Source organism: Aquifex sp. (assembly GCF_056494385.1).
This window is the reverse complement of sequence record NZ_JBSLZM010000032.1, coordinates 1-25,806: the sequence shown is the minus strand read 5'-3', so window position 1 is coordinate 25,806 and position 25,806 is coordinate 1. Positions and strand designations below refer to the sequence as shown.

The following is a 25,806-nucleotide window of genomic DNA, read 5'->3' as shown; positions in this document are numbered from 1 at the left end:
AAATTAAGGAAGATAAGGTATTGGACTTATCGGGATTGAGCTGTCCCCTTCCCGTTGTAATGACCTCTGAGACGATGAGGAAGATGAAGGAAGGGGAAGTTCTGAAAGTTATATCCACAGACTCGGGCTTTGAAAGGGATATATGGAGCTGGGCAAAGCAGAGCGGAAACATCCTGCTGAAAACCGAGAAGGTTAACGGAAAAACGGTTGTTTACCTGAAGAAGGCGGAAGAAACTCACGAGCCTTCTTTATGGTATTGGATAAAGTTCCACTCGTTGGGTGTTAAACTCCATCTGAGACAGCTCTGTATAGCGCTTAATCCTTTTTCCAGGAAACCCGACCACTTTATAACTTTTACAGCTATTTCTGAGGGAACGAGAGCGGAAAAGCTCCTGAAGGAAGAGGATAAGGAAAACGCCATTCTACTACCTATACCCGATGAGATAGACCCCAGGTGCGGGGTTGTCCTCGGTGTAAAGGGAGAAAAGGAAGCAAGGGAGGTTTATGAACTCTTAAAGGAAAAGGACATTGCAGTTGAGGCAATATACAAGAAGGAGGGAAAGGAGTATAAAAGGGTTTACCCCTGACCTCTTGTCTTTAAAAACTCTATCTGTTTTTCTTTTAGCTCTTCCATCTTCTTCATAACTTCTTCAAAGGATAAGTTTGTCCTGAATCCGTCACCCACGAAGTGGGTTCTAACCCCCTGGAAGAACCTTACCGCTATTCTTATGGGGGGTTGAGCGGGAAGTTTTACCCTTTCAGCCAGTTTTGATAGAACGTAAAATCCGACAGTCTGGAGAGAGGACTCTTCCTTTATAAGTCTTAATATTCTCTTCGTTTCCTTTTCTACCTCTTCCCTATTTTGGGCCTCTTCGTATAGAAAGTTAGTAAACTCCTCGTCCCATAGCTTCCCTACCCACATGGGTCCTCCTATGTGATACTTGGAACCGCAGTAGGGACACCTCTCCCTGAACTTATAAAGGTCCTTGACAACCTCCCTGTTCATGCAGTTAAAGCAGTATTGAATATACCCAAAGTTTTCTATAAGTTTATCAACCTTCTCAACACCTCTTTCCTTTACGAAAAAGAGCTTAAAGTAGTGAAGATGAGAGTATGCAAATATAGGAATCATAGCTATATCGTATTGAGCGGCAAGTTCGATAACCTTCTTTATAAGTATCCTTATGCCCATTTCGTGCTTGAACTCGTTTCTCAGGGGTCTTGCCATGTATCTCCTCATACAGGTCTTGGGATAGGTTCCGGAAAGGGGAGCGGTATCCGTAGCGGTAAGGCTGAGAATTCCTCCCCTTTTCATAGAAAGAGCTACACTCTCTATGAAGGGAACGGGTGTTCCGAACGGGTCAAGGTCTACGTAGTCAAAACCGAAACCCCATTCCTTCCGAAGGAAGAAGTTCGCCTCTATTCTGTGAATCTCGTATTTATCTTCGGGAATGTTATTGAGCTTAAAATTCTCCTTCATTATCTCTACAGCCTTTGAACTTATGTCGTTTGCGTAAGCCTTCTCAACACACGAGGTCTCAAGGATAAACCTTATAGCCCTTATACCGCTTGCGGAAAGGGGGTCCGCAACCTTCACAGGTCTTCCGAGTTTCTTACACAGGTATTCAAGCCCGAGAACAGCCAGGTCCCTGTTTACTCGCATCCTCGGGTTGTAAAACACGGGCATATCGGAGCTTACCGTCTTTGGAATCTCGGGAACTAAAACCTTTGCTTTTCCCTCGTGAACTATTTCCATAATAACTAAGGATATAAAATTATGAATTGATGGGAATAATAAAGGCTTGGGAGAAGCACCTCGAGAAAACAAAGAGTGAAAGAACAAAAGAAACCTATATAATGCTCGTAAGGGAGTTTCTAAAGTTTCACAATATTGAAGAAAAGTACGTGGTTGATAAGATAAAACCCTCACTCATATACAGGTATATAGATGAGAGTGAACTAAACCCGAGCTCCTTGCTCACTACCCTTTCCGCTCTACGATACTTCCTCAAGTTCCTTCTGAGAAGGGAATACCTTAATAAGGAGCTCTTTGAGAGCCTTGAGTCCGCAATAGAGGAGGCAAGGGAGGAACTAAACGCAAAGAAAACACCCAGGTATCCGAGGGCTTTAACAAAGGAGGAACTGGAGGCCATATTTGAGAAGGTCAAAGGAAAGAAGTACGAGAAGATATACTCACTCTTTCTTTACAGCGGTATAAGGTTGGGTGAGTATGAGAAACTTATGAAGGATAACTTTTACCTTGATAAGAGCGGGATACTCTGGGTTAGGCTAACTCCTGAGATGACAAAGCGAAGAAAGGGAAGGCTCGTTCCCATACTCGCCTCGGACAAGGACGAAACCCTAAGGGCTACCGAGAAACTCTTAAAATGGTTAGAAAACTTTGAGGAAAACTTTAAGGTAAAAAGGGGTGTTCTACAGGTTTACACCGACAGGTTGTCAAAAAGGTTAAACATAGAGTTCAGCGTTCACAGCTTCAGACACACTTACATAACGAACCTGATAAACTCGGGTTTTCCGGTTGAAGTTGTAAAGGAGTTCGCCGGCCACTCAAGCGTAAAAACAACCGTAGAGACGTATTACAAGTTCAGCCAAAAAAGAGCCGAAGAGCTCGTGAGGAGCTTTGTATTCTCCTGATGAAGATATACCTAAAAGAGGGAAAGGAGAAAAAGATTAAACACTTTTACCCCTGGGTCTTCAGGGACGAGATTAAAAGGAAGGAAGGTGAGGGGGTAGTTGCTGAGCTTTACGACGCAGAGGGAAACTTTCTCGCTCTTGGAACGTATTCCCCGAAATCCCGCATAGCCTTTAGGGTTCTTTCCTACGAAAAAGAGGATATTAACGAAAGTTTTTTCAAAAGAAGAATTAAGGAAGCCCTTTCCCTCAGAAGAGATATAGACTCAGACGCCTTTCGGGTGGTTTTTTCGGAAAGTGACCTACTTAGCGGTCTGATAATTGATAAATATTCCGAAGGAGTTGTCATTCAGGTGAGAAGTTACCCTATGGATGCTTTGAAAGAAAAGGTTATAAGTGCTGTTCTTGAAGTTCTTAAGCCTTCGTTTATTTACGAGAGGAGTGACTTTAAGGGAAGGGGGGAGGAAGACTTAAAGCCCTTTAAGGGGCTCCTTTACGGGAAACTTGATAACCCGGTTCAGATAAGAGAAGGAGAGTTTATTTTTCTCGTTGACGTTGTAAACGGGTTAAAAACGGGGTTTTACTTGGACCAAAGGGAAAACAGGAAGTATATACATAATCTTGTGGAAAAGGGTATGAAGGTTCTTGACCTCTTTTGTTACAGCGGAGGGTTCTCCGTTTACGCGGCAAAGAAGGGTGCGAAGGTTCTCGGTGTTGACCTAAACGAGGAAGCCCTTTATCTTGCAAGGGAAAATGCACGTATGAACCGGGTAAGTGCAGAGTTCCTTAAATACAACGCTTTTAACTTTATTGAGGAAACGGAAGAAGTTTACGACCTGATAATAGCAGACCCTCCCGCCATAGCGAAGACTAAGAGGGAAAAAGAGAGCGTAAAATGGGCTATATGGAAGCTCGCTTACCACTCCTTCAGGAAGCTCAGAAAATACGGAAGACTTTTCATATGCACGTGCACCTACCAGATGAGCGTTGAAGATATGCTAAAGCAGGTAAGGCTCGCATCAACGGACGTTGGCAGAAGGATATTCGTAAAGAGCGTTAACCTTCAACCCCTTGACCACCCTTACCTCCCTACATTTCCCGAGAGCCTGTATTTAAAGTGTATTGACACCATAGTGTTAAACTAAATATTCGGGGGAAGGTAATGGTTTTTATAGTTTTGATTTTTGTATCCTTCCTTTTCGGAGCTTACATAACCGACTACCTTACAAAGGGAGAGAACCTAATAAGGGAAATGAAGGAGGCAAACGCAAAGGAGGAAACTCCATACCTTTACTGGAAAGCTATAGGTTATTACGAGGGTGTTAGGCTTTACGCAAAGTTCGGAGATAAGGAAGGTGCAAAGAAGGCTTACGAACTTATGGAGAGAACTGCTTACAAAGCGGTAAGGGGAGCATATACGAACAGAGAACCTATGACTGAGCTTATCACCTTTGAGCCGAGAATATTCTTTGCGGAATACTGCGATGGAATACTTGATGAGTGCTACTACGAAGAGAAGTACGAAAAAGAGGAGTTTTTAGAACTTCTTGATTACTTTTCCCTTGAGAAAAGGGTTAAGTTCCTGAGGAAGAACAACGCAAAGTATTGCGCACCCGAGGACTACGGTAAAGCAGAAGCCTTATTTAACCTGATATCCGTAGAACTTATGAGGAATAAACCCGATGAGAGAAAGCTTATAGAGTTTAAGGATAAGTTAATTCCGACCCTTATACTTGCTGAGGAAAAGGTGAGATACGCAATGAAGCACAATCTTAGATGTTATCTTAGAGTAAGATGAAAAAGTTTTTAGTTCCGTTATTCATACTTCTTCTCTCCTGTGCTCACCTAACGGGTGAGTCCTTTCTTCTTCCAACGGATAAGGAGATTGCCCTGGGAGAAAAGCTTGTCCCCGAATCAATAACCCGCTTTGAAGGAATTTATCCCGATGAAGAGGTCCAGGATTATGTAAGAAATCTCGGAAATAAAATAGCGGAACACGCGGAGAGAAAACTACCATACGAGTTTTTCGTAGTTAACTCGGGTATTCTGAATGCCTTCGCCCTCCCCGGAGGAAAGATATTCGTAACCAGGGGGTTAATACTTGAGCTTGACAGTGAAAGTGAACTCGTCGGGGTTTTGGGTCACGAGCTCGGCCACGTTAACGCAAGACACCACGTGAAGTATTTAGAAAAAGTGTTGGGTTTAAGTCTTCTTCTTCAGGTGGGAGCACTTTTAATAGGCGAGAGGGACCTAAAGGAGAGGGTTCTCATACAACTAGCTTCAATAGGGGCTACGTTGTTGGCCCTTAAGTTCAGCAGGGACCAAGAGAGAGACGCGGACCGATACGGTATAAAGTATGCAGTTGCAACAGGATACGACCCCATGGGTCTGATAAAGGTATTTGAGAAGTTCAAGAAACTTGAAAAGAATGCTCCGCCCGAGTGGCTCTCAACGCACCCCCTTCCCGAAACCCGTATAAGGGAAGTTAAGAAAATAATTGAGAAAATGAAACTTCCAAAGAACCTAAAGCGGGACTCCTTGGAATTCCACAGGATAAAGAAAAAGCTTCTCGCCACAAAAGCCTCATACGAACTTTGTGAAGAAGGAAAAAGATTATACAGAAAAGGTTTTAAGGGTGAAGCCCTCCAGAAGTTCAAGGAAGCCCTAAAGATTTTCCCGAAAAATCAGGTTGCTATGGTTTATATATCCGATATTTACCTTGAGAAGGGCAAGCCCGAAATTGCTCTCAGTTATGCGGAGAAAGTTACGAAGATAGACCCTTACCTCCTCTGGGGGTGGTATCTGAAAGGTGTTTCTCTTTTTAAACTAAAACGTTATAAAGAGAGTATAAAAGCCCTTGAAGAGGCGAAAAAGCGGGTTAGCACATACGCGGGGATCTATTACTACCTCGGCAGGGATTATGAGGAGCTCGGTAACGTAAGGAAAGCGGTGGAGAATTACAGGAAAGCTGTAAAATTAGCCACGGGAAAAGAACCGTGGTATGAAGATGCCAAAAGGCGTTTAATGAGATACGGTGTGTTCTTTTAAAATAAAGCTATGGCAGAAGTTTTAATGGGAATAGGAAAAGCGGGTCTCAAGGAGTCGGGAAATGATGTGCTCGTAGTTTTCCTTCCTTACCCCTGTGTTTCCTCCTTTCTGTTTACAGATAACTACTTTAAAGCGGGTTCAGTGATTTATTCTGAGGGACTTGCAAAGGACAGGGAAACCTTCAGGGCATTTGTGATAAACAGCGGAAACGCAAACTGCGGGACGGGAGAGGAAGGAATAAAGCATGCGGAAATGATGGCACAAAAAACAGCGGAACTTCTTGACATTCCAAAGGAAGAGGTTCTTGTATTCTCAACGGGAATAATAGGAAGATATCTTCCCATAGACAATGTTTTAAAAGGTATAGAACACGCCTGTTCAAACCTTGAGACTCTTGACCTTAAAAGGGCTTCGGAAACTATATCAACGACGGACCGCTTTCCCAAGTACGACTTTGCAAAATCCGGAGATATAGAAACTTTCGGTTTTGCAAAGGGAGCGGGGATGATAAATCCATCAATGGCTACGATGCTGGCCTTTGTTTTTACGAACGCTAAACTTGATTACCTCACCTTAAGGAGGATTCACGAGAGGGTGGCGGAGAGAACCTTCAACTCCATAACCGTTGACGGATGTGAGAGCACAAACGACGCCTTTGGACTTATATCACTCGGGGAAGTTGACACAGACCCTCAAACCGTTGAGTTTGAAGTCATGAAGGTTTCCGAAACCCTTGCAAGGCACATAGTTGCAGACGGAGAAGGTGCGACTAAGATAATAAAGGTAAGAGTAAGAAGTGCGATAACCGAAGTAAAGGCGAGAGCAATAGCCCAAGCCATAGCAAACTCTCTACTTGTTAAAACGGCTGTTTTCGGAAGAGACCCTAACTGGGGAAGGGTAGCCGCAGCAGCGGGAAGCACCGAGTTTCCCATAGACCCCTTTAAAATGGAGATATACATAGGGGGATACCTCCTTTACGATGGAAAGCCGAGAAACGAAAATCTTGAGAAGGTGAAAAAACACATGGTTGAAGACAGGGAAGTTGAGATAACCGTTGAGCTGAACGAAGGAGAATACGAGTGGATTTATTACTCCTCAGATATAGGGTATGACTACGTAAAGCTAAACGCCGAGTATACCACTTAAAACTTTTACTATATCCCTAAAAACCTCTTCTTCGTTCCTTTCTCCGTTTATAACGCATACGTTTTTTCTTCCCTTCACAAGTTCAAGAAACCCCTTCCTAACCTTCTCAAGGAAAGCCTTGTCCTCAAAACGGCTTCTTTCCTTTTTCCTTTTCAGTGCTACGTCAACGGAAATGTCAAGAAGGAAGATTAAGTCCGGCTCTATTCCGTCGGTAGCAAATCGGTTTAACTCTTCAATAAGTTTCAGGTCAATACCTTTCCCGTATCCCTGGTAGGCAAGGGTTGAGAGGGTGTAACGGTCAAGGATAACTATGAAGTTTTCCTTAAGATCCTTTTTAACTTTTCTTTCCACAAGCTCCGCCCTTGATGCCTCAAAGAGTAAAAGTTCCGATTTTGGTGTTAAGTTTTCTTCAAGTAAAATTTCCCTCACCCTTTCGCCTTCCTTAGTTCCTCCGGGTTCTCTGTAAAGACTCACCTTTTTCCCCTTTGCCCTTAAAAACTCGTAAAGTTTTCTCGCCTGTGTAGTCTTTCCCGAGCCGTCAATTCCTTCAAAGGAGATTAACATATAACTATTATGAAACTGCTGGCTCCTTCAATCCTCGCCGGGGATTGGTGGAACATAGGTGAACAGATAGAGGCAACGATAAGGGGAGGAGCCGACCTCCTCCATTACGACGTTATGGACGGTCACTTCGTTCCCAATATAACCGCGGGATACGAGATACTATCCCATATAAGAAAGAGGGTTTCCCTTCCCATAGATGCCCACCTTATGATAGAAAACCCCGATAAATATATCCCGAAGTTCGTTGAAGCAGGTGCCAACTGGATAAGTGTTCACATAGAGAACAATTACCACATTCACAGAACTATTCAGTTGATTAAGGACCTGGGAGCAAAAGCCGGAGTGGTCGTAAATCCCGGGACTTCAATCTCTCTCATAGAAGAAATACTCCATTACGTTGATTACGTTCTCCTAATGTCTGTAAACCCCGGCTTTAGCGGTCAGAAGTTTATAGAACGCTCCCTTGAAAGACTGAGAATTCTTAAGGAGATGAGGGACATTATAAATCCACGGTGCCTAATTGAGATTGACGGAGGTATAAAGGAGAGCAACATAAAAGAGGTTATCCTTGCAGGTGCGGACGTTGTAGTAGTAGGTTCGGGTATATTCTCAGCTAAGGATATAGAGGCACAAACGAGAAAGCTCAAAAACCTCATGCTTGAAGCGGTTTCCGTTTAACGTTTTATGGGTATCTCTATTTCTTCCTTAAAGAAAAGGTTAAACCTCAGGAATACCTGGGATAAGTATTTCTCCTTATTGGAGTAATAGCGCCTGCTGTAGGATACTATTAGCTTCCAGCAAGGCCCCTTAAACCCCACGTTTATTCCCCTTGATATTTCCCTTTTTTGTAATCTGTCGTAACTTGTGGTTAGTCCGAGCAAAAGTCTATTTCCCTTGTAATTTACCGAGCCGGAAAGCTGGTCAAGAATAGTCTTTCCTTTACTGTTCCTAAATAGAGTGTTTGACACACCTAAACTTACTTTCCAAATCTGGAAGTTTATTCCCGTTACACTTCTTGCCCAAACCCCGAGGTTAAAGTCGTATATTCCGTCGTTCCAAACCTTTACTTTTTCAAGGGGATAAACGGAAACGTTGTAGTAAAGGGGCAACAATCTTTTATTTATAAGCTCCCTGTCCGTGGGAAATCTGTATGAACCTAAAAAGTTGTATCCTACATTCATATAAAGGTCAATAAGTTCCCGCTTTTTCTTTAGTTTCCCTATCAGTGTAAGCTTTAAGTTGTTTTCCTTTACTATTTCGTCTTGATACTCGTAAACCTCAAGGGTGTAATTTCTTGGCGAGTAGTTGTATCCCAGTTCAAAGAAGTTATTCATCCTAAAACCTTTATACCTGACCGTGAAATATTGAGGAACCGTATGGTTAAACCTGTAGGTGTTTATAAGCTTTTTAGTTTTGCTGTCAGGATAGTAATGATTTATAAGGGTAAGTGAGGAGTAATTTCTTATGCTGAATAGCTCAAAATACTTGCCCACAAAGGAGTTTAGGGTAACCCTCTGGTAGCTTCCGTCCTTATTCCTGTAAAAATTTGTGTAGGAGAGGTCTCCCGATAGGTCAAAACCCCTTATATTTAAAGGTTTCAAGAATAAACTTATTTCCGGAAAAAGCTGGATAGCGTTGTTTTCCTCGGATGTTAGGTCTCTGTATCTTGCAATCCTGATGTATGTTCTTACGAGTTTTCCCTCCCTTTCGTAAGTTATGTAGCTTTTTGTGTAGGGCTTGGTTCTTTCCTTTTCCTTTAGGGAGATGTCCTCATAGAAGTATGGGTCAGAGACCTCCTCAAGTTTAACCTTTAAGTTCTCTGTTCTGTGTTTGAACAGGAAGCTGTATCTATTTCTCTTATAAACGTCCCTTCCTTCCCACCATCTACCCCTTTCTTTGTCTTCCCTGTAGAAGGAGGAAAAAAGTTTTATCTTACTTTTTTGTGTAAAAGCCTGCCTGTATTCTAAGCCTATTCCCTTCATTTGGTCCTTCCTGTAGTCAAAGTAAAAGGTCATATCCTTGTCCTGACTTATCGCCCAGAAGAATGGTTGTATGTAAACAAGGTCCGAGTAAGTAGTAGAACCTACGGTTGGAAATAAAAATCCCGTTTTTCGTCCACCAAGGGGAAAGGAGTATACGGGAAAGTAAAATATGGGAACCTTGAAGAACCTGAGGGTGTTATGTATAACCAGGGCCCTGTTTTTATCAACGTGGGCTCTGAATATGCAGAGGTATAACTCCTTCTTATCCAAGGGGCAGGTTGTTATATCCGCCTCGTAAACCTTGAAAGTGTCCTTACCTATCTGTTCAACCTTTTTAGCCTGAAAGTTAAACTCCCTAAACTTTCCCTCCACGTTCAGAAAGTATCCTTTATCCTCCTTAAGGTTGAGGTAGGCATAGCTTCCTTTCACCTCAAAGTTCCTTTTCGGATTTTTTATAACTACATTTCCTGTCGCAAATATTTTTTTCTCCCCTCTTATGAACTCAACCTTATCAGCTTTTACATACCAGTCTCCGTAAAAGAGCTCTGTATTTCCCTCCGCTATTATCCTCTTCCCTACTGCAGTAAGCTTTTCCGATAGGACTTCAATCTCTTCGGAGAATAGAAACCCCAGAAAAAGGAGAAAGGTTAAGAGGAGAGCCACTTCTCAAGCTCTCTCATAAGCTCGGTAAGACTGTTAAAGACGTAGTCCGGTTTAAAGTTTGCTTTTTCCAGTTCGTCCGTCTTATACTTTCCCGTTGTCATGAAAATTGTTCCTATCCCCAGCTCCCTAGCACCCATTAGGTCTGTGTATATATCGTCACTGATTAGGTAAACTCTCTCCTTCGGAAGACCTTTTAATGCGAGTTCTATAAACTCCCTTGAGGGCTTACCGAGATTGGGTATTTCTTCCTCGTAATTGGTAGCGTGTCTCAGCATCTCCGCATAAGAGCCCGCTCCCGGGAAGTAAAGTCCGTCACTGTCCTTTACTATCTTGCTCCTGTTTACGGGTATTATCTTAGCCTTTTCAAGGAAGACCGCTGATGTAGCGTTTTTTATCTTCTCAAAGTTGACGTTCTTGTCCTGTCCGATAACTACTCCATCAACCTTGTGGTCCTCTTTTATCTCAAATCCTTGAGATTTGAGGAACTCCTTTAACATATCCGTCCCTATTACGAAAAGCTTATTTATTCCCTTTTCCCTGAGGTATTCGGGAAGGACAGCAACGGGAGAGATGAACTCCTCTTCCTTCAGGCTAATCCCCTTTTCCCTCAGCTTTTCCACTATAAGAGAAGGGGGACGGGTTGAGTTATTTGATACAACCCTGAAAGGTATATTCTTCTCCCTTAGGAAGTTTATAAAAGTCCCTGCATCGCCAAAGGGGTCAAACTCCTTGTTCTTTGTAAGAACACCGTCCATGTCTATGAGAAGTGTAAACATGAGTTATATATTATCTTCAATTTTTCGGTGAATTAACGCTAACCGGAAAATAGATTAGAGAGCTATGAAGAGGAGTTTTAAAGTTTCCGGAATGTCCTGTGTAAACTGTGCCAGAAATATAGAGATAGCCCTAAAAAGAACGAAGGGTGTGAAAAAGGTTGACGTATCCTTTGAACTTGGAAGGGTTTACGTTGAGTGGGATGAGAACCTCTTATCGGAAGAAGAGATTGTAACAAAGATAAAAGAACTCGGGTATGAAGTGGAAGAGAAAAAGAACAACAAGGAGCTCTACCTTCTGTTACTTAGCTTTTTCGCCTCTTCGGGTATAGCGGTATCAACGTTTTTAAAACTTACCCCTGAGATTTCCTTAATTCTCTCAACGTTAGTTCAGTTCACCGCAGGACTCAAGTTTTACAGAGGTGCCCTCTCTTCTCTGAAGCAGGGTGTGGGGAGTATGGATACACTCGTCGCACTTGGAACCACAGGAGCTTACCTTTACAGCATTCTCGCATACCTCGGACTGTTGAAGGGTAGTCCCTTTTTTGAGACAAATGCCTTTCTCATAACCTTTGTAAGACTCGGTAAATTCATAGAAGAAAAGGCAAGGGAAAAAGCAACTTCCGGACTGAAGGAACTACTTACCGCTTCCCTCGGAAAGGTTAAGGTTCTTGAAGGGAACAACGAGGTTGAGAAAAACGCCCTTGAGGTTGCAAGGGGTCAGAGGGTTATATACAGAAAGGGAGACCAAGTTCTCCTTGATGGTGTGGTTCTTGAAGGAAAAGCCCTCGTAAACGAAGCGGTTTTGACGGGAGAAAGCACACCCGTTCTGAAGAAAAAAGGTGACGAAGTTCTCTCAGGTGCGATAATCACAGAAGGTTATATAGTAACGGAAGTTAAAAAGAGCTTCGAGAGCTCATTTATAAACAAAGTTAGGAAGCTTGTTGAGGAAGCTCTGAGGGAGAAACCACGGATACAAAGGATTTCCGACAAAGTAGCTCATTACTTCGTCTTAATGGTTGTAGGCTTATCTATTCTCGTTTTCCTATCTTGGTATTACACAACGGGTGATATACAAAAGGCGGTTCAGTTCTCCCTTGCGGTTTTGGTCGTTTCTTGTCCCTGTGCCTTCGGGATAGCTGTTCCCCTTGCTGTTTCGGTAGGTATATTTAAGGCTCTTAAAAAGGGCATAATCCTGAAGAGAAGCTCAGTTTTTGAAGTTTTACCTAAAGTTAACACATTTGTGTTTGACAAAACGGGAACACTCACAGAGGGAAGGTTTAAGGTTGAGAAACTGGAAGTTTACGAAGATAGAGCCCTTGATATAGCCTACAGTCTTGAGGAGTTTTCAAACCATCCCGTAGCAAAAGCGATAAGAGAATTCTTGAAAGACAAAGTGAAGGAAAAGGTAAAGCTGGAAAACTGCAGGGAGATATTGGGAGTAGGCGTTGAGTGCGGAGAATACAGGATAACGAAAGGAGAAGTTTTAGGAATATCTGCCAACGGGTATAACGTGATTGCCCTTGCAAGGAAAGATAAACCTTTAGCTGTCTTCTACCTGAGGGATAAGGTGAGAGATGAAAGCAGGTATGTGGTAAACAGACTGAAGGAGTTAGGGCTTGAGATTGTTCTCCTCACGGGGGACAGAAAGGAGAAAGCGGAAAGTCTTGCAAAAGAACTCGGAATTGAGAAGGTTGTTTCGGAAGTTAAACCCGACGAGAAGCTTCGGGTTATTGAAAAGTTCCAGAAAGAGGGAAAACTTGTTTGTATGGTGGGAGATGGAGTAAACGATGCTCCCGCACTTGCGAAAGCAGATATCGGTGTTGCGGTTTCCGAGGGTTCGGATATAGCTAAGATTTCGGGAGACGTTATAATTCACAGGCTCGGCTCTCTCATCCATGCTTATGAGCTATCGGAGAAGGTTTACAGGAAGATAAAGGAAAATCTTTTTTGGGCTCTTATTTACAACGTCTTATTTATCCCTGTTGCTTCCGGAGTTTTTTACCATAAGGGTTTATACCTTAAACCCGAGTATGCGGGTCTCTTGATGGCCTTCTCCTCGGTGAGTGTTGTTCTGAACACCTTAAGACTTCTCGGGCGATAGGTATCTGTTGAAGGTATTCCTCAAAACGCTCATGCTCCTTTTGAGCTTTTCCCTGAACTCCTCCTCTTTCATTCCCACAGAAAGGCTAAGGGTAGGTATATCCTCCTCCCTTATCACAGATGTTCCTCTTTCCTTTATAAGCCTAAGGTGTGTCTCGGTGAGTCTCAGGAACATAAAGCTTTCGTAAGCCTCCTCAAGGTCCTTATACCTTTCCTTAAGAATCTCAAACCCCCTTATCATAGAACTTTCCATTATCTTTTCCTTTATCAGAAGGTATTGAACAAGGAACTCCCCGTCAACTATTCCCCCCCTTCCGAGCTTTATATCTATAAGATTTTTTCCTTTTTTTGAGGCACTCTCAAGCTTTACCCTCATATCGTAAACTTCTTTTCTCTCCTTTTCCCCCCAGGGCTTGTTAAATAAAAAGTCCTCTATTAACCTTTCAAAGCTGTAAAACAGCTCTTTCTTTCCCTCAATAAACCTTGCCCTCGTCCAGGCGAGCCTCTCCCACGTTCTTGCCTCCTTCTCAAAGTAATGCTTGTAAAACTCATAGGTGGGAACCAGCTCCCCCTTACTTCCCATAGGTCTCAGTCTGAAATCAACACTGTAGAGGTATCCCTCCTGTGTGTGTGCTGTGAGGAATGCGACAAGCCTTTTAGCCTTTTGGTGAACTTCTTCTTTTTCCTCTTGGTTCTTTACACAGAAAACGAGGTCAAGGTCAGAGCCGAAGCTCAGCTCCCTGCTCCCGAGCTTTCCAAGAGCGTAAAGAAGAGCCGAGTTTTCAAATAAACCGATGTCCTTCCACAGGTTTTTTAGGATGAACTCCGCAAGGAGCGAAAGGGAGGAAAGGAGTTTCTTGAGTTTCGTATATTTATCTTCCTCTTTAAGGAGGTATAAAAGCCCTATTCTAACTTCCCACACGTTTTTAAACCTTCTGTATAGGTTCTCGGGAGAAAGATTAAGGGTTTCCTTGTATTTATTGAACTCCTCTTCAAGGTCCTTAAGTGCGGGGAACTCCCGGTAAAGGGTAAGTGCATCTTCAACGAGATCGGGGTTTCTTGCGATTATGTTAGAAAGGTATCCCGATAGGGAGAAAACCTTAAAAAGCTTTTCTAAGAACTCTTCCCTTTTGTCCTCCGAAAGTATTACCCTCCTACCCGTAGGGTTCAGGAAGAACTTGAAGAAGTTCTTTACGGTTTCGTCCGGACTCGGTGTTCCTCTTGAAAGTTCAATTATCTTCGGAATTAACTTTATATAAGCTCTTTTTTCCTTCTCAGTAAACTTTACGTTTTCCGAGCCGTAAAGGGGCTCCGTAAGCATCAAAAAGGTTTTTCTCGGAAACTTAAAGCCTTCCTTTTTCAGTATCTCCTCTCCCCACGATGTGTCCTCCGAAATAACCGCTTCCTGTATCTCCTCGTATTCCTCGGTCTTCTCCTCAGGGAGTATACCTTCAAAAACGCTTTTTACTACGCTTCTATGTCTGTTTAACTCTCTTTCAAACTCCCTGGGCTCGTATCCGAGGTATTTAGCTATAAGCTGTTTGTCCTGTTCTTTCAGAACCTGTGTTTGAAGACACTCCCTGAGCTGTATCCTGTGTTCAAGCCTTCTCAGGAAGGTGTATGCTTCCTCAAGGTTTCGGGCTTCCTCGGAGGAGAAAACCCCTTTCTGCATAAGCTTGTATATTGCCCTGTAGGTATTACTCTCCCTAAGGAGTGGAGATTTAGCTCCGAGAAGTATCACCAGCGATTGAACGCTGAACTCAACCTCCCTTATTCCCCCTTCTCCGGTTTTTACATTGTATCCCTTTATAAACCTCTTCTTTGCCTCCGCTTCTACTCTTTTCTTCATAAGCTTTATCTCTTCTATGAGTTTGTAGTCAGCAGGTGAAAATACGAAAGGTATTACGACTTCTTTCATAAACCTTTCAGCAAGCTCTTTATCCCCCGCAACGTATCTTGCCCTTAGCAGGGCAAAACGTTCCCATATCCTTCCGTAGCTCTCGTAATAGAGCTCCGCACTTCTCAGAGACATGGATAGAGGTCCGGATTTACCGAAAGGTCTCAGGTCAAGGTCAACGATGTAGGGAACACCTTCGGGTGTCTGGGTTGTGAGGAGTTTTACGACTTTCTGAAAAAGCTTTGTAAAGAACTCGTTTAGACTCAGCTTTCCTGCAACACCTTTATCCGAAGCGTGGAGAAACATAAGGTCTATATCCGAGTAGTAATTAAGCTCTTCACTTCCAAGCTTACCCAATCCTATAACAGTAACGGTTACGGGCTTTCCCCCTTCATCTTTCGGTTCACCGTATCTTTCTACACTTTCCTCCCAAGCCCTCCTTAAAGAAATCTCCACGAGTGCATCGGGAAGGTATGAGTATTCTCTGAGTATATCTTCGTAGGATGCCGTTCCCAGGAGTTCCTTGGAAAATATCCTCATAAGCTCCCTGTGTCTGTAAAAGGCTAACCTCTCGGAGAACTTCTCGTCCTCGTAAACTCCCGATACGAGGTTTTCTATCTCTTTTAGGTAATCCTCTTTCTCTTTCGTGAGATACCAGAGGTTAGGTATGGTGTTCTGAAACTCCGTGGGATGCTTGAGAAGGAACTTTCTCAGACATCTTGACTGTTCAAGAATCATAAGAAGAAGGGTAAAGCGCCTTTCGTTGAGATAGTTAAGAAGACTTGAAGGCTCGGGATGGTTTTTAAGAAGCTCCTCAAAGTAAGATAAGGCTTTATCTATATCTTTCAAAAAGGGCTTGGCAGAATTGAGCCAAGAGTGAGGAACCATTTAAGGACCTATTGTTAACTTGGTTCCCTTTGATGGGGGTACGTGTCTCAAGAGATTGAGGGAAAAGTTCAGGTTATCGTAAAGGGTTATAGAGTAGTTATCCCAAAAGACACAAGTTCCTGCAAGACAGAAGTATCCGCCGCTCGGGGGAGCTATCTGCTCTGCTATAAGGAGTGTGTAAAATCCCATGTTTGATTTTGCGGTATCCTCTGCTCTTACTACTATCTTCGTATCCGGCATTATGGGTCTTATGGAAGCGGTGCAAGCTAGAACTACTTTCTCAACGTTAACCTCGTTCTTTTGGCTCTTGTTATACCTCCTTATCTTTGAGGTAACGACAAAATACTTATCTCCGTTGTGGTTATTTACCTCGTCCGTAACCTCATCGGGATTCAGCTCCATTCCGAAGGCTCTCGCAAGGGTGTTGCAGGTGTCCGCTATCCTGTCCTCGTTTTTGTAGTATCCCGCAAGGATTACTTTCTTTCCGTCCTTCCAAACCCATCTTTCTACGTCCTTCACCTCTTGTTCGGTAAAGGGAATTTCTGGGTAGTTAAAAACTATGACGTCATACCTGTTAAGACTTTCCCAGTCGTCTACCTCATCTATCTCAATTCCCGCTTTTTCCGCTTCCCTCTGGAGTATGGAAAAGTAGTAGTAATCGGTTACGGTGAACTCTTGGTGTGTTATATCCCAACCTACCTTAACACTCATGGTTTATAATTTTAACCGCTCAACCTTAAAGTAAGGTTTCCTCATTATCCTTCCTACGCGAACCCCGGGGTCAAAGGGCTGGAACTCCTCGTAAGCGTTCGGAATAAATACAACGTCGTCAGCTATATTCTCGTTTATCTGAACTTTCAGGTCTACGTCTCCCAGCTTTAGGGTTTCACCTACCTTTTTAAAGGTTTTTGAGTTTACCTGTGCGAACTGCTCCCTTTCTATGGCGTGGGTCCAAGGATTCCAGTGTCCCAGCTCCTCAACGAGTGTGTTGTCGCAAATAAGCCATAAATCTCCTCCCTCTGTTTCTTCTTCTTCCTGTAGGCTGTATTCCTTTATATCCTTCATATTTAGGGAAACTCCTCCTTCTTTTTCCTTTAACTCCTTAAGATTTATCCCGTATTCCTTTAGAAACTCATCAACGCTATAACTTTCATCAAAGAACTCGTAAGGATTAGGAAATGGAGCTTCAATAACCTTCGGTGAGTATGTTAAGAACCCGAAACCTCTCCCTATAAACTCCCTCTCACAGAAAAGAGTTCTCGGGAGGATTAATCTGCTGTTGTTCGCGGTAACAGTCGGAAAGTATGCAAAGTTTATAACGTTTTTTTCTCTCAGTAAAGCTATCTTTTCGTCCGAAAGGTATACAAAGGGGTTTCCGAAAAGTATTAATGTGTCAAACTCATCAACCCTTTCTATAAACTCTTTTAAGCTTTTGTGGGGAAACTGGGTTATGTTCCCGACGAAGGAGTAGTCGGAGCCGAACTTTTCCCTGATTTTCTTTACCGCTCTTAAAACTCTGTTCTTGAAGGGACTTTTTAGAAGCGTTTCCCCTACTATTACGACGGTGTCCCTTCCAAGGAACTTAAGGAAGTTTAAAATTTTCTCTTCGTAATTCTCTTCGGATATAGCCTCAAGAACCTTAACGACCTTTTCCGGGCTTGTTAAAACCTTCTCGGTTGATTTCTGGAAAACCGTAGTGTAACGTGTTCCGACGGAAAAGATGTATGCATCTTTCTCAAAGGCGTCCACAATCCAGCGGGTAAGCATAACCTCCGAGAACGTGGGCTCAGCTTCAAAGATAAAAAGGGCTTTCTTATCAACCCACTCCTGAGGTCTTACGCTTGTCTGGAGGAAGGGAAGGTAAACCGAATCGGTAAATAAATCTTCGGTTATACTCCTCGCTATAAGATACTCTTCAATGCCCGAAAACCTGTCAAAGAAGAAGGCGACCTTACCCTTTATCAGGTTCTTAAAAAGCTTTTTGGCCTCTTCAAAGCTTATCTCCTTAAAGCTTTCCCCTTCCCTTAAGAGTGGTTTGGTCATCCTTAACGGATTTTTAGGAATTTCCTGTATGTAGGTTATGCCCTTAGTGCAGAAACTTCCTATGCCGTTTGGGTCATGGGGGTGTCCGTATAGGTCAACCAGCTTTCCTTCTTTCAGGTAGGCTATATAACCGCAAGAGGCGGAACAGCCACAACAAATACCGCAAAGGGCCTTATCAAACTCCTTAACGGTAAGGGGTTTAGAGGTGGGGGTTAACACTTAAACCTCCTTGTCGTCAAGGTTTACAAGACACGGAAGCTCCTTACCGGCCAGAAGTTCTAAGAAAGCTCCTCCTCCGGTTGAAACAAAGTCAAGGGCATGGTAAACACCGGCCTTATGAATAGCGTGGTCCGTATCACCTCCTCCCGCTATGGTGAGTGCAGGGGATTGGGCAAGTAGCTTTGCGAGCTCTATCGTTCCGTGCTTGAACTTGTCTATCTCAAAAACTCCCATAGGACCGTTCCACACTATCGTCTGGGCATCCGAGAGTATTTCCTTAAGAAGTTCTACGGAAACGGGTCCTATATCAAGACCCATCCATCCGTTGGGAATTTCTTGCCAGGGAACTACTTTGGTGGGTGTATTTTCAGAGACCTCTGTTCCTATAACGAAGTCAACGGGAAGGTATAGTTTTATATCAAGCTTCTTTGCAACGTCTATTAGGTCGTTTGCAACATCCTGAAGGTCATCCTCAACGAGGGAGCTCCCTACATTGTATCCCATTGCCTTTAAAAAGGTGAAGGCCATAGCCCCGCCTATGAAAAGCTTATCAACCCTTCTTATCAGGTTCTTAATGACCTCAAGCTTTGAGGAAACCTTAGCACCCCCGAGTATGGCAACAACGGGTCTTTGGGGAGAAACCATAGCTTTTTCAAAGTAAGTTATCTCCTTTTCAAGTAAGAAGCCCATAACCGCAGGCTTTAAAAATTTGGGAACGAGGTAAACGCTTGCGTGCTTCCTGTGGCAGGTTCCGAAGGCATCCGCAACGTAAACCTCTCCGAAGCTTGCAAGTTCTCTTGCGAAGTTTTCATCGCACCCAGTTTCCTCTTTGTGAAACCTGAGGTTCTCAAGGAGAACTATATCCCCTTCCTTCATTGAAAAAACTATTTCCTTAACCTCTTTCCCCACACAGTCGGGTGCGAGTTTCACTTCCTTTCCTACATACCGTGAGAGCCTTTTAGCTACGGGTGCGAGGCTGTATTTGGGGTCCCTGTTTTTGGGCCTTCCCAAGTGGGACATTAAAATGACCTTTGCGTTCGCATCAAGTAGATACTCAACGGTGGGGAGGGAAGCCTTTATCCTTGTGTCATCAACTATGTTCCCTTGGTCGTCTATAGGGACGTTGTAATCAACTCTTACAAGAACTCTCTTTCCCTTTACATCAACGTCCCTGAGCGTCTTTTTTCGCAGCATTACGCCCTCCGCGGATTTAATGGGGAAGTAATTATTATCTTAACAGGTAAGGTCAAAAGGAAGGAGAAAAGCTTTACTTGTAATACTTCTTACTTATCTGTGCTCTTTCTTCTCTGCAGTTAACGTCTTCCCTTTCTATATACTCCTTCTGTTTCTGAACCGCTTCCTCTCCTGTTACAAGGTCTTTCAGGTCTCTCTCAAGGTTTGCGGGCTTTAGTTTAGCTATCCATCCCTCACCGTAGGGGTCCTCGTTTATGAGGTCGGGCTTGTCAAATAGCTTCTCGTTTCTCTCTACAACTTCACCCTCTATGTCTGCAGGAACCGGACCGGCCCACTTTCCGCTCTCAAGACTTGCTACGGGCTTTCCCTTCTTTATGTACTTCCCGGGTGCCTTAATCCTTATGTTTATTATCTTCCCGGCCCTTGCCTGACCTATGTCCGTAACCCCGACGGTCACGGTTCCATCCTCGTTCACCCTAAACCAAACTTGGTTTTCAATATCGTAGTAAAGGTCTGCAGGTATTACACAACCTCTGTATTCTTCAGTTTTTGCCATTTTCACACCTCCACAAAATTTTACAGGAATTTTCTAAAAGAGAAATAAGCTCGTAAGCCCTATAAAGGGAGTCCTCCAAACAAAAAACTCCGTGTCCTTCAACTACCGCTATTTTATGGTTCTTAAAGCCTCCCTTTAGGACTTCCGATAGCTCCTCACTTGCGGAAGGGTTCTTAAGAGAAAAAACGGGGACACTTCCGAGAGCTGCTTTTCCTTCCGAGTCAATAGGGGTTATCTCCCTTCTTCCGAAGGAGACACAAAGGGTATAAGGAGAGTGAACGTGGAGAAGAGAGGAATAAGAAAAACTCTTTAAAACCTCCCTGTAAACTTTTAGTTCGGAAGAGGCACGTTCATCAAGTACGCTTCTTTCCTCCAGGGGAATTGATACTATATCCTCTTCGGATAAATTAAGAAGGTTCGCACCGGTTCGGGTTATGAATAGCTTTCCCCTCCATTTTCTCCCCATATTTCCCGTATAGGAGTAAGTAAGTCTTTCCTTTGAGAGCATCTCGGAGGTAAGAAGGAAGTCCCTTATGATATGCTCCATCAAAGTAAGGATATTACAAAGAGCTTATAGGTGGCTAAAGAATTTCTTATAGTTCGTAAAAGGAAGTTAATAATGTTTTTATGGAGCTTCTTAAGGTTGAGAAACTTAACCTCTGGTATAGGAACAAAAAGGTCCTACACGACGTTAGTTTTTACGTAAAAACGGGGGAAGTTCTCTGCATAGTAGGGGAAAGCGGTTCGGGGAAGAGCTCCATATTTCACGCAGTTATGAGGCTTCTTCCACCTTACGCAAAGGTTGAGGGAAGTATATTATTTAAGGGGAAAAATCTCCTTAAGCTCAGTGAGATGGAAATGAGAAGTATAAGGGGAAGGGAGATAGGTATGGTTTTTCAAGAACCCTCTTTATACCTTGACCCGCTTTTCACGGTCGGTGTCCAGATAATGGAGGCATACACGGAGCACTTTGGAAAAAAGGGAGCCTACGAGAGAGCTATAAAGGCTATGGTAAAGGCGGGTATCCCTGAACCAGAGGAGAAGTTCCGTATGTACCCTCACCAGCTCTCGGGAGGTCTAAAACAAAGGGTGTGCATAGCTGCAGCTGTTGTATGTGACCCCCCTCTCCTTCTTGCAGACGAACCTACAACAGCCCTTGATGTATCTCTCCAAAAGAGAATTCTCCATCTCTTCAGAAAGTTCAGGGAAGAAGGGAAGGGTGTTGTGATAATAACCCATGACTTCGGGGTTGTAGCTGAGGTAGGAGACAGAGTAATAGTTCTCAAAGAGGGAAGGATAGTTGAAGAGGGAGACGTATTCAGTATATTTGATAATCCCAGGCATGAATACACAAAGAAACTCTTGAGGGCTCTGTGATGTTTGAGTTTTTGATATGGCTAAGGGAGACGGATTCAACTCAGAAAAGACTAAAGGAGTGGAACCTTCCCTACGGAACGGTTATCGTCGCTGACGTGCAAAGAGAAGGAAGGGGGAGAAAAGGAAGAAGATGGGTATCCCAAGAAGGAGGACTTTACTTTAGCTTATTGCTTGACCCAAAGAGGTATAGGGATCTTATACAGCTTCCCTTAATTCTCGGTTACGCTCTCTCGGAGGCACTTAAGGAGTTAACGGGTCTTACCTTTAATTTAAAGTGGCCTAACGACGTTTATTACGAGGATAAAAAGGTAGCGGGAATCCTGTGTGAGCTGTCCGGGGATAAACTGATAGCGGGAATAGGGGTTAACGTAAACCAGAAAAATGTTCCCGATGAGATAAAGGATAGGGCAACTACCCTTTACTTAATAACCGGAAGGGAAACGGACAGAAGGGTAGCCTTAATAAAAATCCTAAGAAGTATAGTGAAAAACTTAAAAGATTTTGAAGAAAAAGGTTTTAAAAACTTTAAAGAAAAAGTTGAAAAAAAACTACTTTACATAAACGAAGAAGTTGAGCTCTTTGACGAAAAGAAGAGTTTTATCGGAAAATTTGTTGGACTTTCTCATAGAGGAGGTGCATTAATCTATACGGAAAAGGGTATTAAGGAGTTTCTGTCGGGCGATTTAAGTTTAAGGAAGGCTTGACCTCAAGTTCCATAAGGAGTGCGTTTTCCCCGTCCGAGTAGTAACCCTTTCTCTCCCTTACAACCTTAAATCCGAGATTCTTATAAAGATTTATAGCCCTTATGTTACTCTTTCTCACATCAAGGAGAACCTTTTTAACTTTGTTTCCGAGGGACTTAATTCCCTCACTCAGGAGAAGTTTTCCGTATCCTTTTCCCCTGTACCTTTTATCTACTGCAAACGTCATAACCGTTGCTTCATCTTTTATAACCCAGAATATTACGAAACCTATAACCCTTCCGTTCTCTTCCAGCACAAACTTACGGGAGTTTTTGTTTTCAAATTCCCTCTCAAAGGAGAACCTGCTCCACGCATCAGTTGTAAAGCTCTCCCTGTTTATCCTGTAAACCTCTTCAAGGTCTTCCTTTCTCATCTCTCTCACTTTAACCATCTTGTTAAGATTATCTTATGCTCGGAGTTATAGGCGGAAGCGGTCTTTACAAGCTTCCGGGCTTGAAAGTTATTGAAGAAAAGGATGTAAATACCCCATTTGGAAAACCTTCCTCTTCCCTTGTAATCGGTGAGATAAAGGGGAAAAGGGTTGCATTCTTGGCTAGACACGGTAAAAACCACTCCTATCCTCCCCACCTTGTTCCCTACAGGGCTAACCTCTGGGCCCTAAGGGAAGTAGGGGTAAAGAGAGTTCTCGGAATTTTTGCTGTCGGCGGTATAAACAAATTACTCCTGCCCGGGGACTTTGTAATAATCCACGACTTTATGGATTTTACGAAAACCAGGAAATCAACCTTTTACGAGGGTATTCACTCGCCCGACGTCAACGGGAATGATAAGGTCGCAAGGCTTATTAACGAGAAGAGGGTTGTTCACATAGATGTATCTTCCCCTTATTGTCCCGAGATGAGAAGTATACTTTCTTTGGTTCTCAAGAAAAAAAACTTGAGGTTTCACGAGAAGGGAGTTTACGCCTGCACCGAAGGCCCGAGATTTGAAACACCTTCCGAAATAAGGATGTTTGAGAGGCTCGGGGCGGACGTTGTTGGTATGACGGGGTATCCCGAGGTTGTTCTTGCAAGAGAGCTCACCATGTGCTACGCGGGACTGTGTATAGTGGCAAATCCCGCGGCGGGAATAGCGGGCTACAGACTTACGAGTGATGAGGTTATAAACCTAATGAAAGAAAAAGAAAATGAAGTAAGGGATATCTTAATATCTTTTATAGAGAAGCTCCCCGAAGGAAGAGGTTGTGAGTGCTATAAGGTTCTGGAGGGTGCAGAGGTATGAATATTGACCAACTTCTTCAAAATGAAGCTGTTAAGGAGTTCGGAACGGGAGTTCTTATCGGTTTTACACTCGGTTACACTTTCAAGCACGTGTTTAAGTTCTTCGTTCTACTTTTAGGACTTTATCTTATCGGTTTAATCTATCTAAGTAACAAGGGAATTGTTCAGGTTGATTGGCAAAGTTTACAGTCTTGGGTAAACTACCTTTTCCAAGGATTTAAAAACTTCATGGATAGTATTAAAGCCCCTGTTGCTTCCCTTGGGGGATTTACCGTAGGGTTCGCCCTGGGTATGAGGTTTTAGTTCTCGTATTCTTTCCCATACCTTTTGTAAAGGTACAGTATTCTCATTATGAGTGATGCAAGTGTAAGCACAGTTATAAGCTTTATGCCAAAATTGAGTCCCAACGGAAAGTGAACTCTTTCAAAAATGGAGAATACTATCAGGGTTATGTGAGTTTCTGGTCTTCCGAAAAATCCTACGCCCTCAAGTGGGTCTATAATCTTACCTTTTTGTCTTTCTGAGTAACCTATCTCCGCATAGGCAACGGGCTTTATAAAGGAATGGAGCATAGAAACGGTTATAACAGTAATAGCTACAAAAGGTGAGGCGTAGGCAAAACCAACCGCTCCTAATACAAAGCCATCAACCCATTTGTCCGCTATCCAATCAAAGACCGCACCGAACTTGGTTGTCTTTCCCGCCGTTCTTGCGACAACGCCATCAAGTAGGTCAAACAATCCCGAAAGGGCTAAAAATAAAGCACCGCTCAATACCTTGTGGTGAAAGTAAAAGTAAGCGGAAACGCTACCGAGGAACAGAGATATAAGGGTTATAAAGTTTGGAGGAACACCTGTCTTAGCTAAGCTCTCTCCGAGGGGATAGTAAAGCTTTTTTAAGCTTTCCCTCTTACTCGTTAGGTTCATTTAAGCTCCTTCTTTCCGAGCCAGGGCATCATCTTCCTCAGCTCTTCGCCAACCTTCTCTATCAGGTGATTTCTATCCTTCTCAAGTAGTGCGTGGTATACCGGTCTTCCCGCTTTATTCTCAAGTATCCATTCCCTCGCAAACTCACCCTTTTGTATCTCCTTAAGAGTTTTTTCCATAACGGGTTTTACAACCTCGTATATCCTTTCTCCTCTCGTTACGTCTCCGTATTTTGCGGTGTCGGAGATTGAGTATCTCATTCCCGAAATTCCGTGTTCGTATATAAGGTCCACTATAAGCTTAAGTTCGTGCAAACACTCAAAGTATGCAACCTCAGGTTGATATCCAGCGTTTACGAGGGTTTCAAATCCCGCCTTTATAAGTGCGGTAACTCCTCCGCAAAGAACCATCTGCTCACCGAAGAGGTCCGTTTCCGTTTCTTCCTTGAATGTAGTTTCTATCACCCCGGCCCTCGTGGCACCTATGCCCTTTGCGTATGCGAGGGCTTTCTCTTTACATGTTCCCGATGCATCTTGGTGTATTGCAACGAGTGCGGGAACACCCTTCCCTTCCGTATACATCCACCTTACGAGGTGTCCGGGTCCTTTTGGGGCCACCATAAATACGTCAACATCCTTGGGAGGAACAATCTGCCTGAAGTGTATATTAAACCCGTGGGCAAAAGCAAGTGTTTTAGAAGAATCAAGGTGAGGTTTTACTTCCTTTTCGTAAACTTCGGGCTGAACCGTATCGGGTATGAGGAACATAATTACGTCCGCCTTTTTTGCCGCTTCGGAGGGTGTGAAAACTTCGAAACCGTCATCCTGTGCCTTTTTTCTTGACCGGCTTCCCTCGTGGAGACCTATGATTACGTTAAGACCGCTATCCCTTAAGTTAAGTGCGTGAGCATGTCCTTGACTTCCGTATCCCAGAATTGCAATCACTTTATCCTTAAGTATGTCAAGACTTGCATCCGAGTCGTAGTATATCTTTGCCATTCATTACCTCCTTTCGGAAGAAGTATTATAATAATTATAGGGTAGTGCCCGTAGCTCAGGTGGATAGAGCGCGAGATTCCTAATCTCGAGGTCGCGGGTTCGAGTCCCGCCGGGCACACCATTCTCCCCACACCACCGAAAAATTAGGAACCCCTTGAACCTCAAAGACTTTTATCCTATCTAATTGCGAATTTTTCTCATTTACCTTAACACCGTTCGTCCCAACTGTGCGAACTTTTTCTTTCACGTAAATAGCGCTGAAGATTTTCTTAAGGAGTTTTCTCCTTATCTTTGTATCTCCTTCTCTCAGAACATACTCAACAGCTTCCTTAATCTCGTTAAAACTCCTATCAACAATAGGTTTTAGGTCAGCAATTGCTTTAACCTCAAGCTCTTTAACTTCTTTCTCAAGTTCTTTTAGTTGATTTCTTCTTTCCCTTAATCTCTTCATCAACAGCTCGTAATCTTCCTCAGAAGTGGTTTCAAGGAGTCTAAAGAGGTTCTCTATAGCTTTTTCTACTTTAGCTTTTTCAAGCTTCTTTAGCTTTAACTTTTCAAGAAGTGGTTTTCTTTCTTCTTCAAAAATCCTTATAAGTTCGCTCCTCACTTTTTCAATAAACTTCTCTTCAAGGAAATACTTCCTCAGACTTTCAAGAATAGCGTTTTCTATTGTTTGTGCTTTTATCCTTAGAGGTTTACATCCGGAACCGAGCTTGTAGGTTGAACAAACATAGTATCTGTATTTCTTTCTCTTTGTAGGTTCTGAATACATAGGAGAACCGCAGTATCCACA

Annotated in this window: 26 protein-coding genes and 1 tRNA gene; 13 read left to right on the top strand and 14 right to left on the bottom strand. The window is 43.2% G+C overall.

Annotated features, from left to right (window positions below; translation table 11 throughout):
* The first annotated feature begins 2 nt into the window (after window positions 1-2).
* Window positions 3-587 (top strand): sulfurtransferase TusA family protein, encoded by a 585-nt coding sequence (locus ACWB1W_RS02670; RefSeq protein ID WP_479369853.1) that lies wholly within the window; start codon window positions 3-5, stop codon window positions 585-587.
* Here the strand turns inward: ACWB1W_RS02670 and ACWB1W_RS02665 are convergent.
* Window positions 578-1,756, bottom strand: a complete 1,179-nt coding sequence (locus ACWB1W_RS02665) for a tRNA (guanine(10)-N(2))-dimethyltransferase (protein ID WP_479369852.1) — start codon at window positions 1,754-1,756, stop codon at window positions 578-580. The two genes, ACWB1W_RS02670 and ACWB1W_RS02665, sit on opposite strands and share 10 nt — an antisense overlap.
* Before the next feature lie 29 nt (window positions 1,757-1,785).
* Between ACWB1W_RS02665 and ACWB1W_RS02660 the strand changes: the two genes are divergently transcribed.
* From ACWB1W_RS02660 to argJ, 5 genes are read left to right on the top strand one after another with little or no spacing between them, the layout of a single operon-like run.
* Window positions 1,786-2,655, top strand: coding sequence for a tyrosine-type recombinase/integrase (locus tag ACWB1W_RS02660; protein WP_479369851.1), 870 nt, complete (start codon window positions 1,786-1,788; stop codon window positions 2,653-2,655).
* Window positions 2,655-3,797: a class I SAM-dependent rRNA methyltransferase gene (locus ACWB1W_RS02655; protein ID WP_479369850.1), complete on the top strand. Its 1,143-nt coding sequence runs from the start codon at window positions 2,655-2,657 to the stop codon at window positions 3,795-3,797. Before ACWB1W_RS02660 ends, ACWB1W_RS02655 begins: the two co-directional genes overlap by 1 nt.
* Before the next feature lie 17 nt (window positions 3,798-3,814).
* Window positions 3,815-4,450: a hypothetical protein gene (locus ACWB1W_RS02650; protein WP_479369849.1), complete on the top strand. Its 636-nt coding sequence runs from the start codon at window positions 3,815-3,817 to the stop codon at window positions 4,448-4,450.
* Window positions 4,447-5,700, top strand: coding sequence for a M48 family metalloprotease (locus ACWB1W_RS02645; protein WP_479369848.1), 1,254 nt, complete (start codon window positions 4,447-4,449; stop codon window positions 5,698-5,700). Before ACWB1W_RS02650 ends, ACWB1W_RS02645 begins: the two co-directional genes overlap by 4 nt.
* 9 nt (window positions 5,701-5,709) lie before the next feature.
* Window positions 5,710-6,846, top strand: coding sequence for a bifunctional glutamate N-acetyltransferase/amino-acid acetyltransferase ArgJ (gene argJ / locus ACWB1W_RS02640; RefSeq protein WP_479369847.1), 1,137 nt, complete (start codon window positions 5,710-5,712; stop codon window positions 6,844-6,846).
* Here argJ and tmk read toward each other — a convergent pair.
* A complete protein-coding gene (gene tmk, locus ACWB1W_RS02635; RefSeq protein WP_479369846.1) occupies window positions 6,823-7,410 on the bottom strand; it encodes a dTMP kinase in 588 nt (195 codons plus the stop codon). The two genes, argJ and tmk, sit on opposite strands and share 24 nt — an antisense overlap.
* Before the next feature lie 9 nt (window positions 7,411-7,419).
* On the opposite strand from tmk, the gene rpe reads away from it, so the two are divergent.
* Entirely contained in the window at window positions 7,420-8,088 is a 669-nt protein-coding gene (gene rpe, locus ACWB1W_RS02630) for a ribulose-phosphate 3-epimerase (RefSeq protein ID WP_479369845.1), read from the top strand.
* Here the strand turns inward: rpe and ACWB1W_RS02625 are convergent.
* Window positions 8,085-10,055 (bottom strand): LPS-assembly protein LptD, encoded by a 1,971-nt coding sequence (locus ACWB1W_RS02625; protein ID WP_479369844.1) that lies wholly within the window; start codon window positions 10,053-10,055, stop codon window positions 8,085-8,087. The two genes, rpe and ACWB1W_RS02625, sit on opposite strands and share 4 nt — an antisense overlap.
* Window positions 10,040-10,831, bottom strand: coding sequence for an HAD-IIA family hydrolase (locus tag ACWB1W_RS02620; protein WP_479369843.1), 792 nt, complete (start codon window positions 10,829-10,831; stop codon window positions 10,040-10,042). The genes ACWB1W_RS02625 and ACWB1W_RS02620 overlap by 16 nt, the downstream gene beginning before the upstream one ends.
* Window positions 10,832-10,895: 64 nt before the next feature.
* On the opposite strand from ACWB1W_RS02620, the gene ACWB1W_RS02615 reads away from it, so the two are divergent.
* Window positions 10,896-12,932 (top strand): heavy metal translocating P-type ATPase, encoded by a 2,037-nt coding sequence (locus tag ACWB1W_RS02615; protein ID WP_479369842.1) that lies wholly within the window; start codon window positions 10,896-10,898, stop codon window positions 12,930-12,932.
* Here the strand turns inward: ACWB1W_RS02615 and ACWB1W_RS02610 are convergent.
* The 6 genes from ACWB1W_RS02610 to ACWB1W_RS02585 all read right to left on the bottom strand — a co-directional run bounded on the left by ACWB1W_RS02610 (window position 12,912) and on the right by ACWB1W_RS02585 (window position 20,275).
* Window positions 12,912-15,716: a [protein-PII] uridylyltransferase family protein gene (locus ACWB1W_RS02610; protein WP_479369841.1), complete on the bottom strand. Its 2,805-nt coding sequence runs from the start codon at window positions 15,714-15,716 to the stop codon at window positions 12,912-12,914. The genes ACWB1W_RS02615 and ACWB1W_RS02610 overlap by 21 nt on opposite strands.
* Window positions 15,717-16,427 carry a hypothetical protein gene (locus ACWB1W_RS02605; protein ID WP_479369840.1) on the bottom strand — a complete coding sequence of 237 codons (711 nt, stop codon included), beginning with the start codon at window positions 16,425-16,427 and terminating at the stop codon, window positions 15,717-15,719. It abuts the gene before it with no gap.
* A 3-nt stretch (window positions 16,428-16,430) separates the two neighbouring features.
* Entirely contained in the window at window positions 16,431-17,978 is a 1,548-nt protein-coding gene (locus tag ACWB1W_RS02600) for a molybdopterin-dependent oxidoreductase (protein WP_479369839.1), read from the bottom strand.
* Entirely contained in the window at window positions 17,979-19,172 is a 1,194-nt protein-coding gene (locus tag ACWB1W_RS02595) for a phosphoglycerate kinase (protein ID WP_479369838.1), read from the bottom strand.
* Between the two features lie 73 nt (window positions 19,173-19,245).
* Entirely contained in the window at window positions 19,246-19,728 is a 483-nt protein-coding gene (gcvH, locus tag ACWB1W_RS02590; RefSeq protein ID WP_479369837.1) for a glycine cleavage system protein GcvH, read from the bottom strand.
* A complete protein-coding gene (locus ACWB1W_RS02585) occupies window positions 19,715-20,275 on the bottom strand; it encodes a class II aldolase/adducin family protein (protein ID WP_479369836.1) in 561 nt (186 codons plus the stop codon). Before ACWB1W_RS02585 ends, gcvH begins: the two co-directional genes overlap by 14 nt.
* A gap of 80 nt (window positions 20,276-20,355) precedes the next feature.
* On the opposite strand from ACWB1W_RS02585, the gene ACWB1W_RS02580 reads away from it, so the two are divergent.
* Together ACWB1W_RS02580 and ACWB1W_RS02575 are read left to right on the top strand one after the other, a co-directional pair.
* The gene (locus ACWB1W_RS02580) at window positions 20,356-21,105 is read left to right on the top strand and encodes an ABC transporter ATP-binding protein (protein ID WP_479369835.1); all 750 of its coding nucleotides are present in this window, start codon (window positions 20,356-20,358) and stop codon (window positions 21,103-21,105) included.
* Window positions 21,105-21,809, top strand: coding sequence for a biotin--[acetyl-CoA-carboxylase] ligase (locus ACWB1W_RS02575; RefSeq protein WP_479369834.1), 705 nt, complete (start codon window positions 21,105-21,107; stop codon window positions 21,807-21,809). Before ACWB1W_RS02580 ends, ACWB1W_RS02575 begins: the two co-directional genes overlap by 1 nt.
* Here ACWB1W_RS02575 and rimI read toward each other — a convergent pair.
* The gene (gene rimI / locus ACWB1W_RS02570; RefSeq protein ID WP_479369833.1) at window positions 21,766-22,239 is read right to left on the bottom strand and encodes a ribosomal protein S18-alanine N-acetyltransferase; all 474 of its coding nucleotides are present in this window, start codon (window positions 22,237-22,239) and stop codon (window positions 21,766-21,768) included. The two genes, ACWB1W_RS02575 and rimI, sit on opposite strands and share 44 nt — an antisense overlap.
* Window positions 22,240-22,256: 17 nt before the next feature.
* On the opposite strand from rimI, the gene mtnP reads away from it, so the two are divergent.
* Window positions 22,257-23,090 carry an S-methyl-5'-thioadenosine phosphorylase gene (gene mtnP / locus ACWB1W_RS02565; protein ID WP_479369832.1) on the top strand — a complete coding sequence of 278 codons (834 nt, stop codon included), beginning with the start codon at window positions 22,257-22,259 and terminating at the stop codon, window positions 23,088-23,090.
* On the top strand, window positions 23,087-23,392 hold the full coding sequence (locus tag ACWB1W_RS02560) for an FUN14 domain-containing protein (protein ID WP_479369831.1): 306 nt from the start codon (window positions 23,087-23,089) through the stop codon (window positions 23,390-23,392). Before mtnP ends, ACWB1W_RS02560 begins: the two co-directional genes overlap by 4 nt.
* On the opposite strand, the gene ACWB1W_RS02555 is transcribed toward ACWB1W_RS02560, so the two are convergent.
* Together ACWB1W_RS02555 and ilvC are read right to left on the bottom strand one after the other, a co-directional pair.
* Entirely contained in the window at window positions 23,389-24,015 is a 627-nt protein-coding gene (locus tag ACWB1W_RS02555; protein WP_479369830.1) for a CDP-alcohol phosphatidyltransferase family protein, read from the bottom strand. The genes ACWB1W_RS02560 and ACWB1W_RS02555 overlap by 4 nt on opposite strands.
* On the bottom strand, window positions 24,012-25,013 hold the full coding sequence (gene ilvC, locus ACWB1W_RS02550) for a ketol-acid reductoisomerase (RefSeq protein WP_479369829.1): 1,002 nt from the start codon (window positions 25,011-25,013) through the stop codon (window positions 24,012-24,014). The genes ACWB1W_RS02555 and ilvC overlap by 4 nt, the downstream gene beginning before the upstream one ends.
* A gap of 44 nt (window positions 25,014-25,057) precedes the next feature.
* Between ilvC and ACWB1W_RS02545 the strand changes: the two genes are divergently transcribed.
* Window positions 25,058-25,134, top strand: a tRNA-Arg gene (locus tag ACWB1W_RS02545).
* On the opposite strand, the gene ACWB1W_RS02540 is transcribed toward ACWB1W_RS02545, so the two are convergent.
* A partial coding sequence (locus ACWB1W_RS02540) for a recombinase zinc ribbon domain-containing protein (RefSeq protein WP_479369854.1) occupies window positions 25,093-25,806 on the bottom strand: 714 nt, incomplete at its 5' end. The two genes, ACWB1W_RS02545 and ACWB1W_RS02540, sit on opposite strands and share 42 nt — an antisense overlap.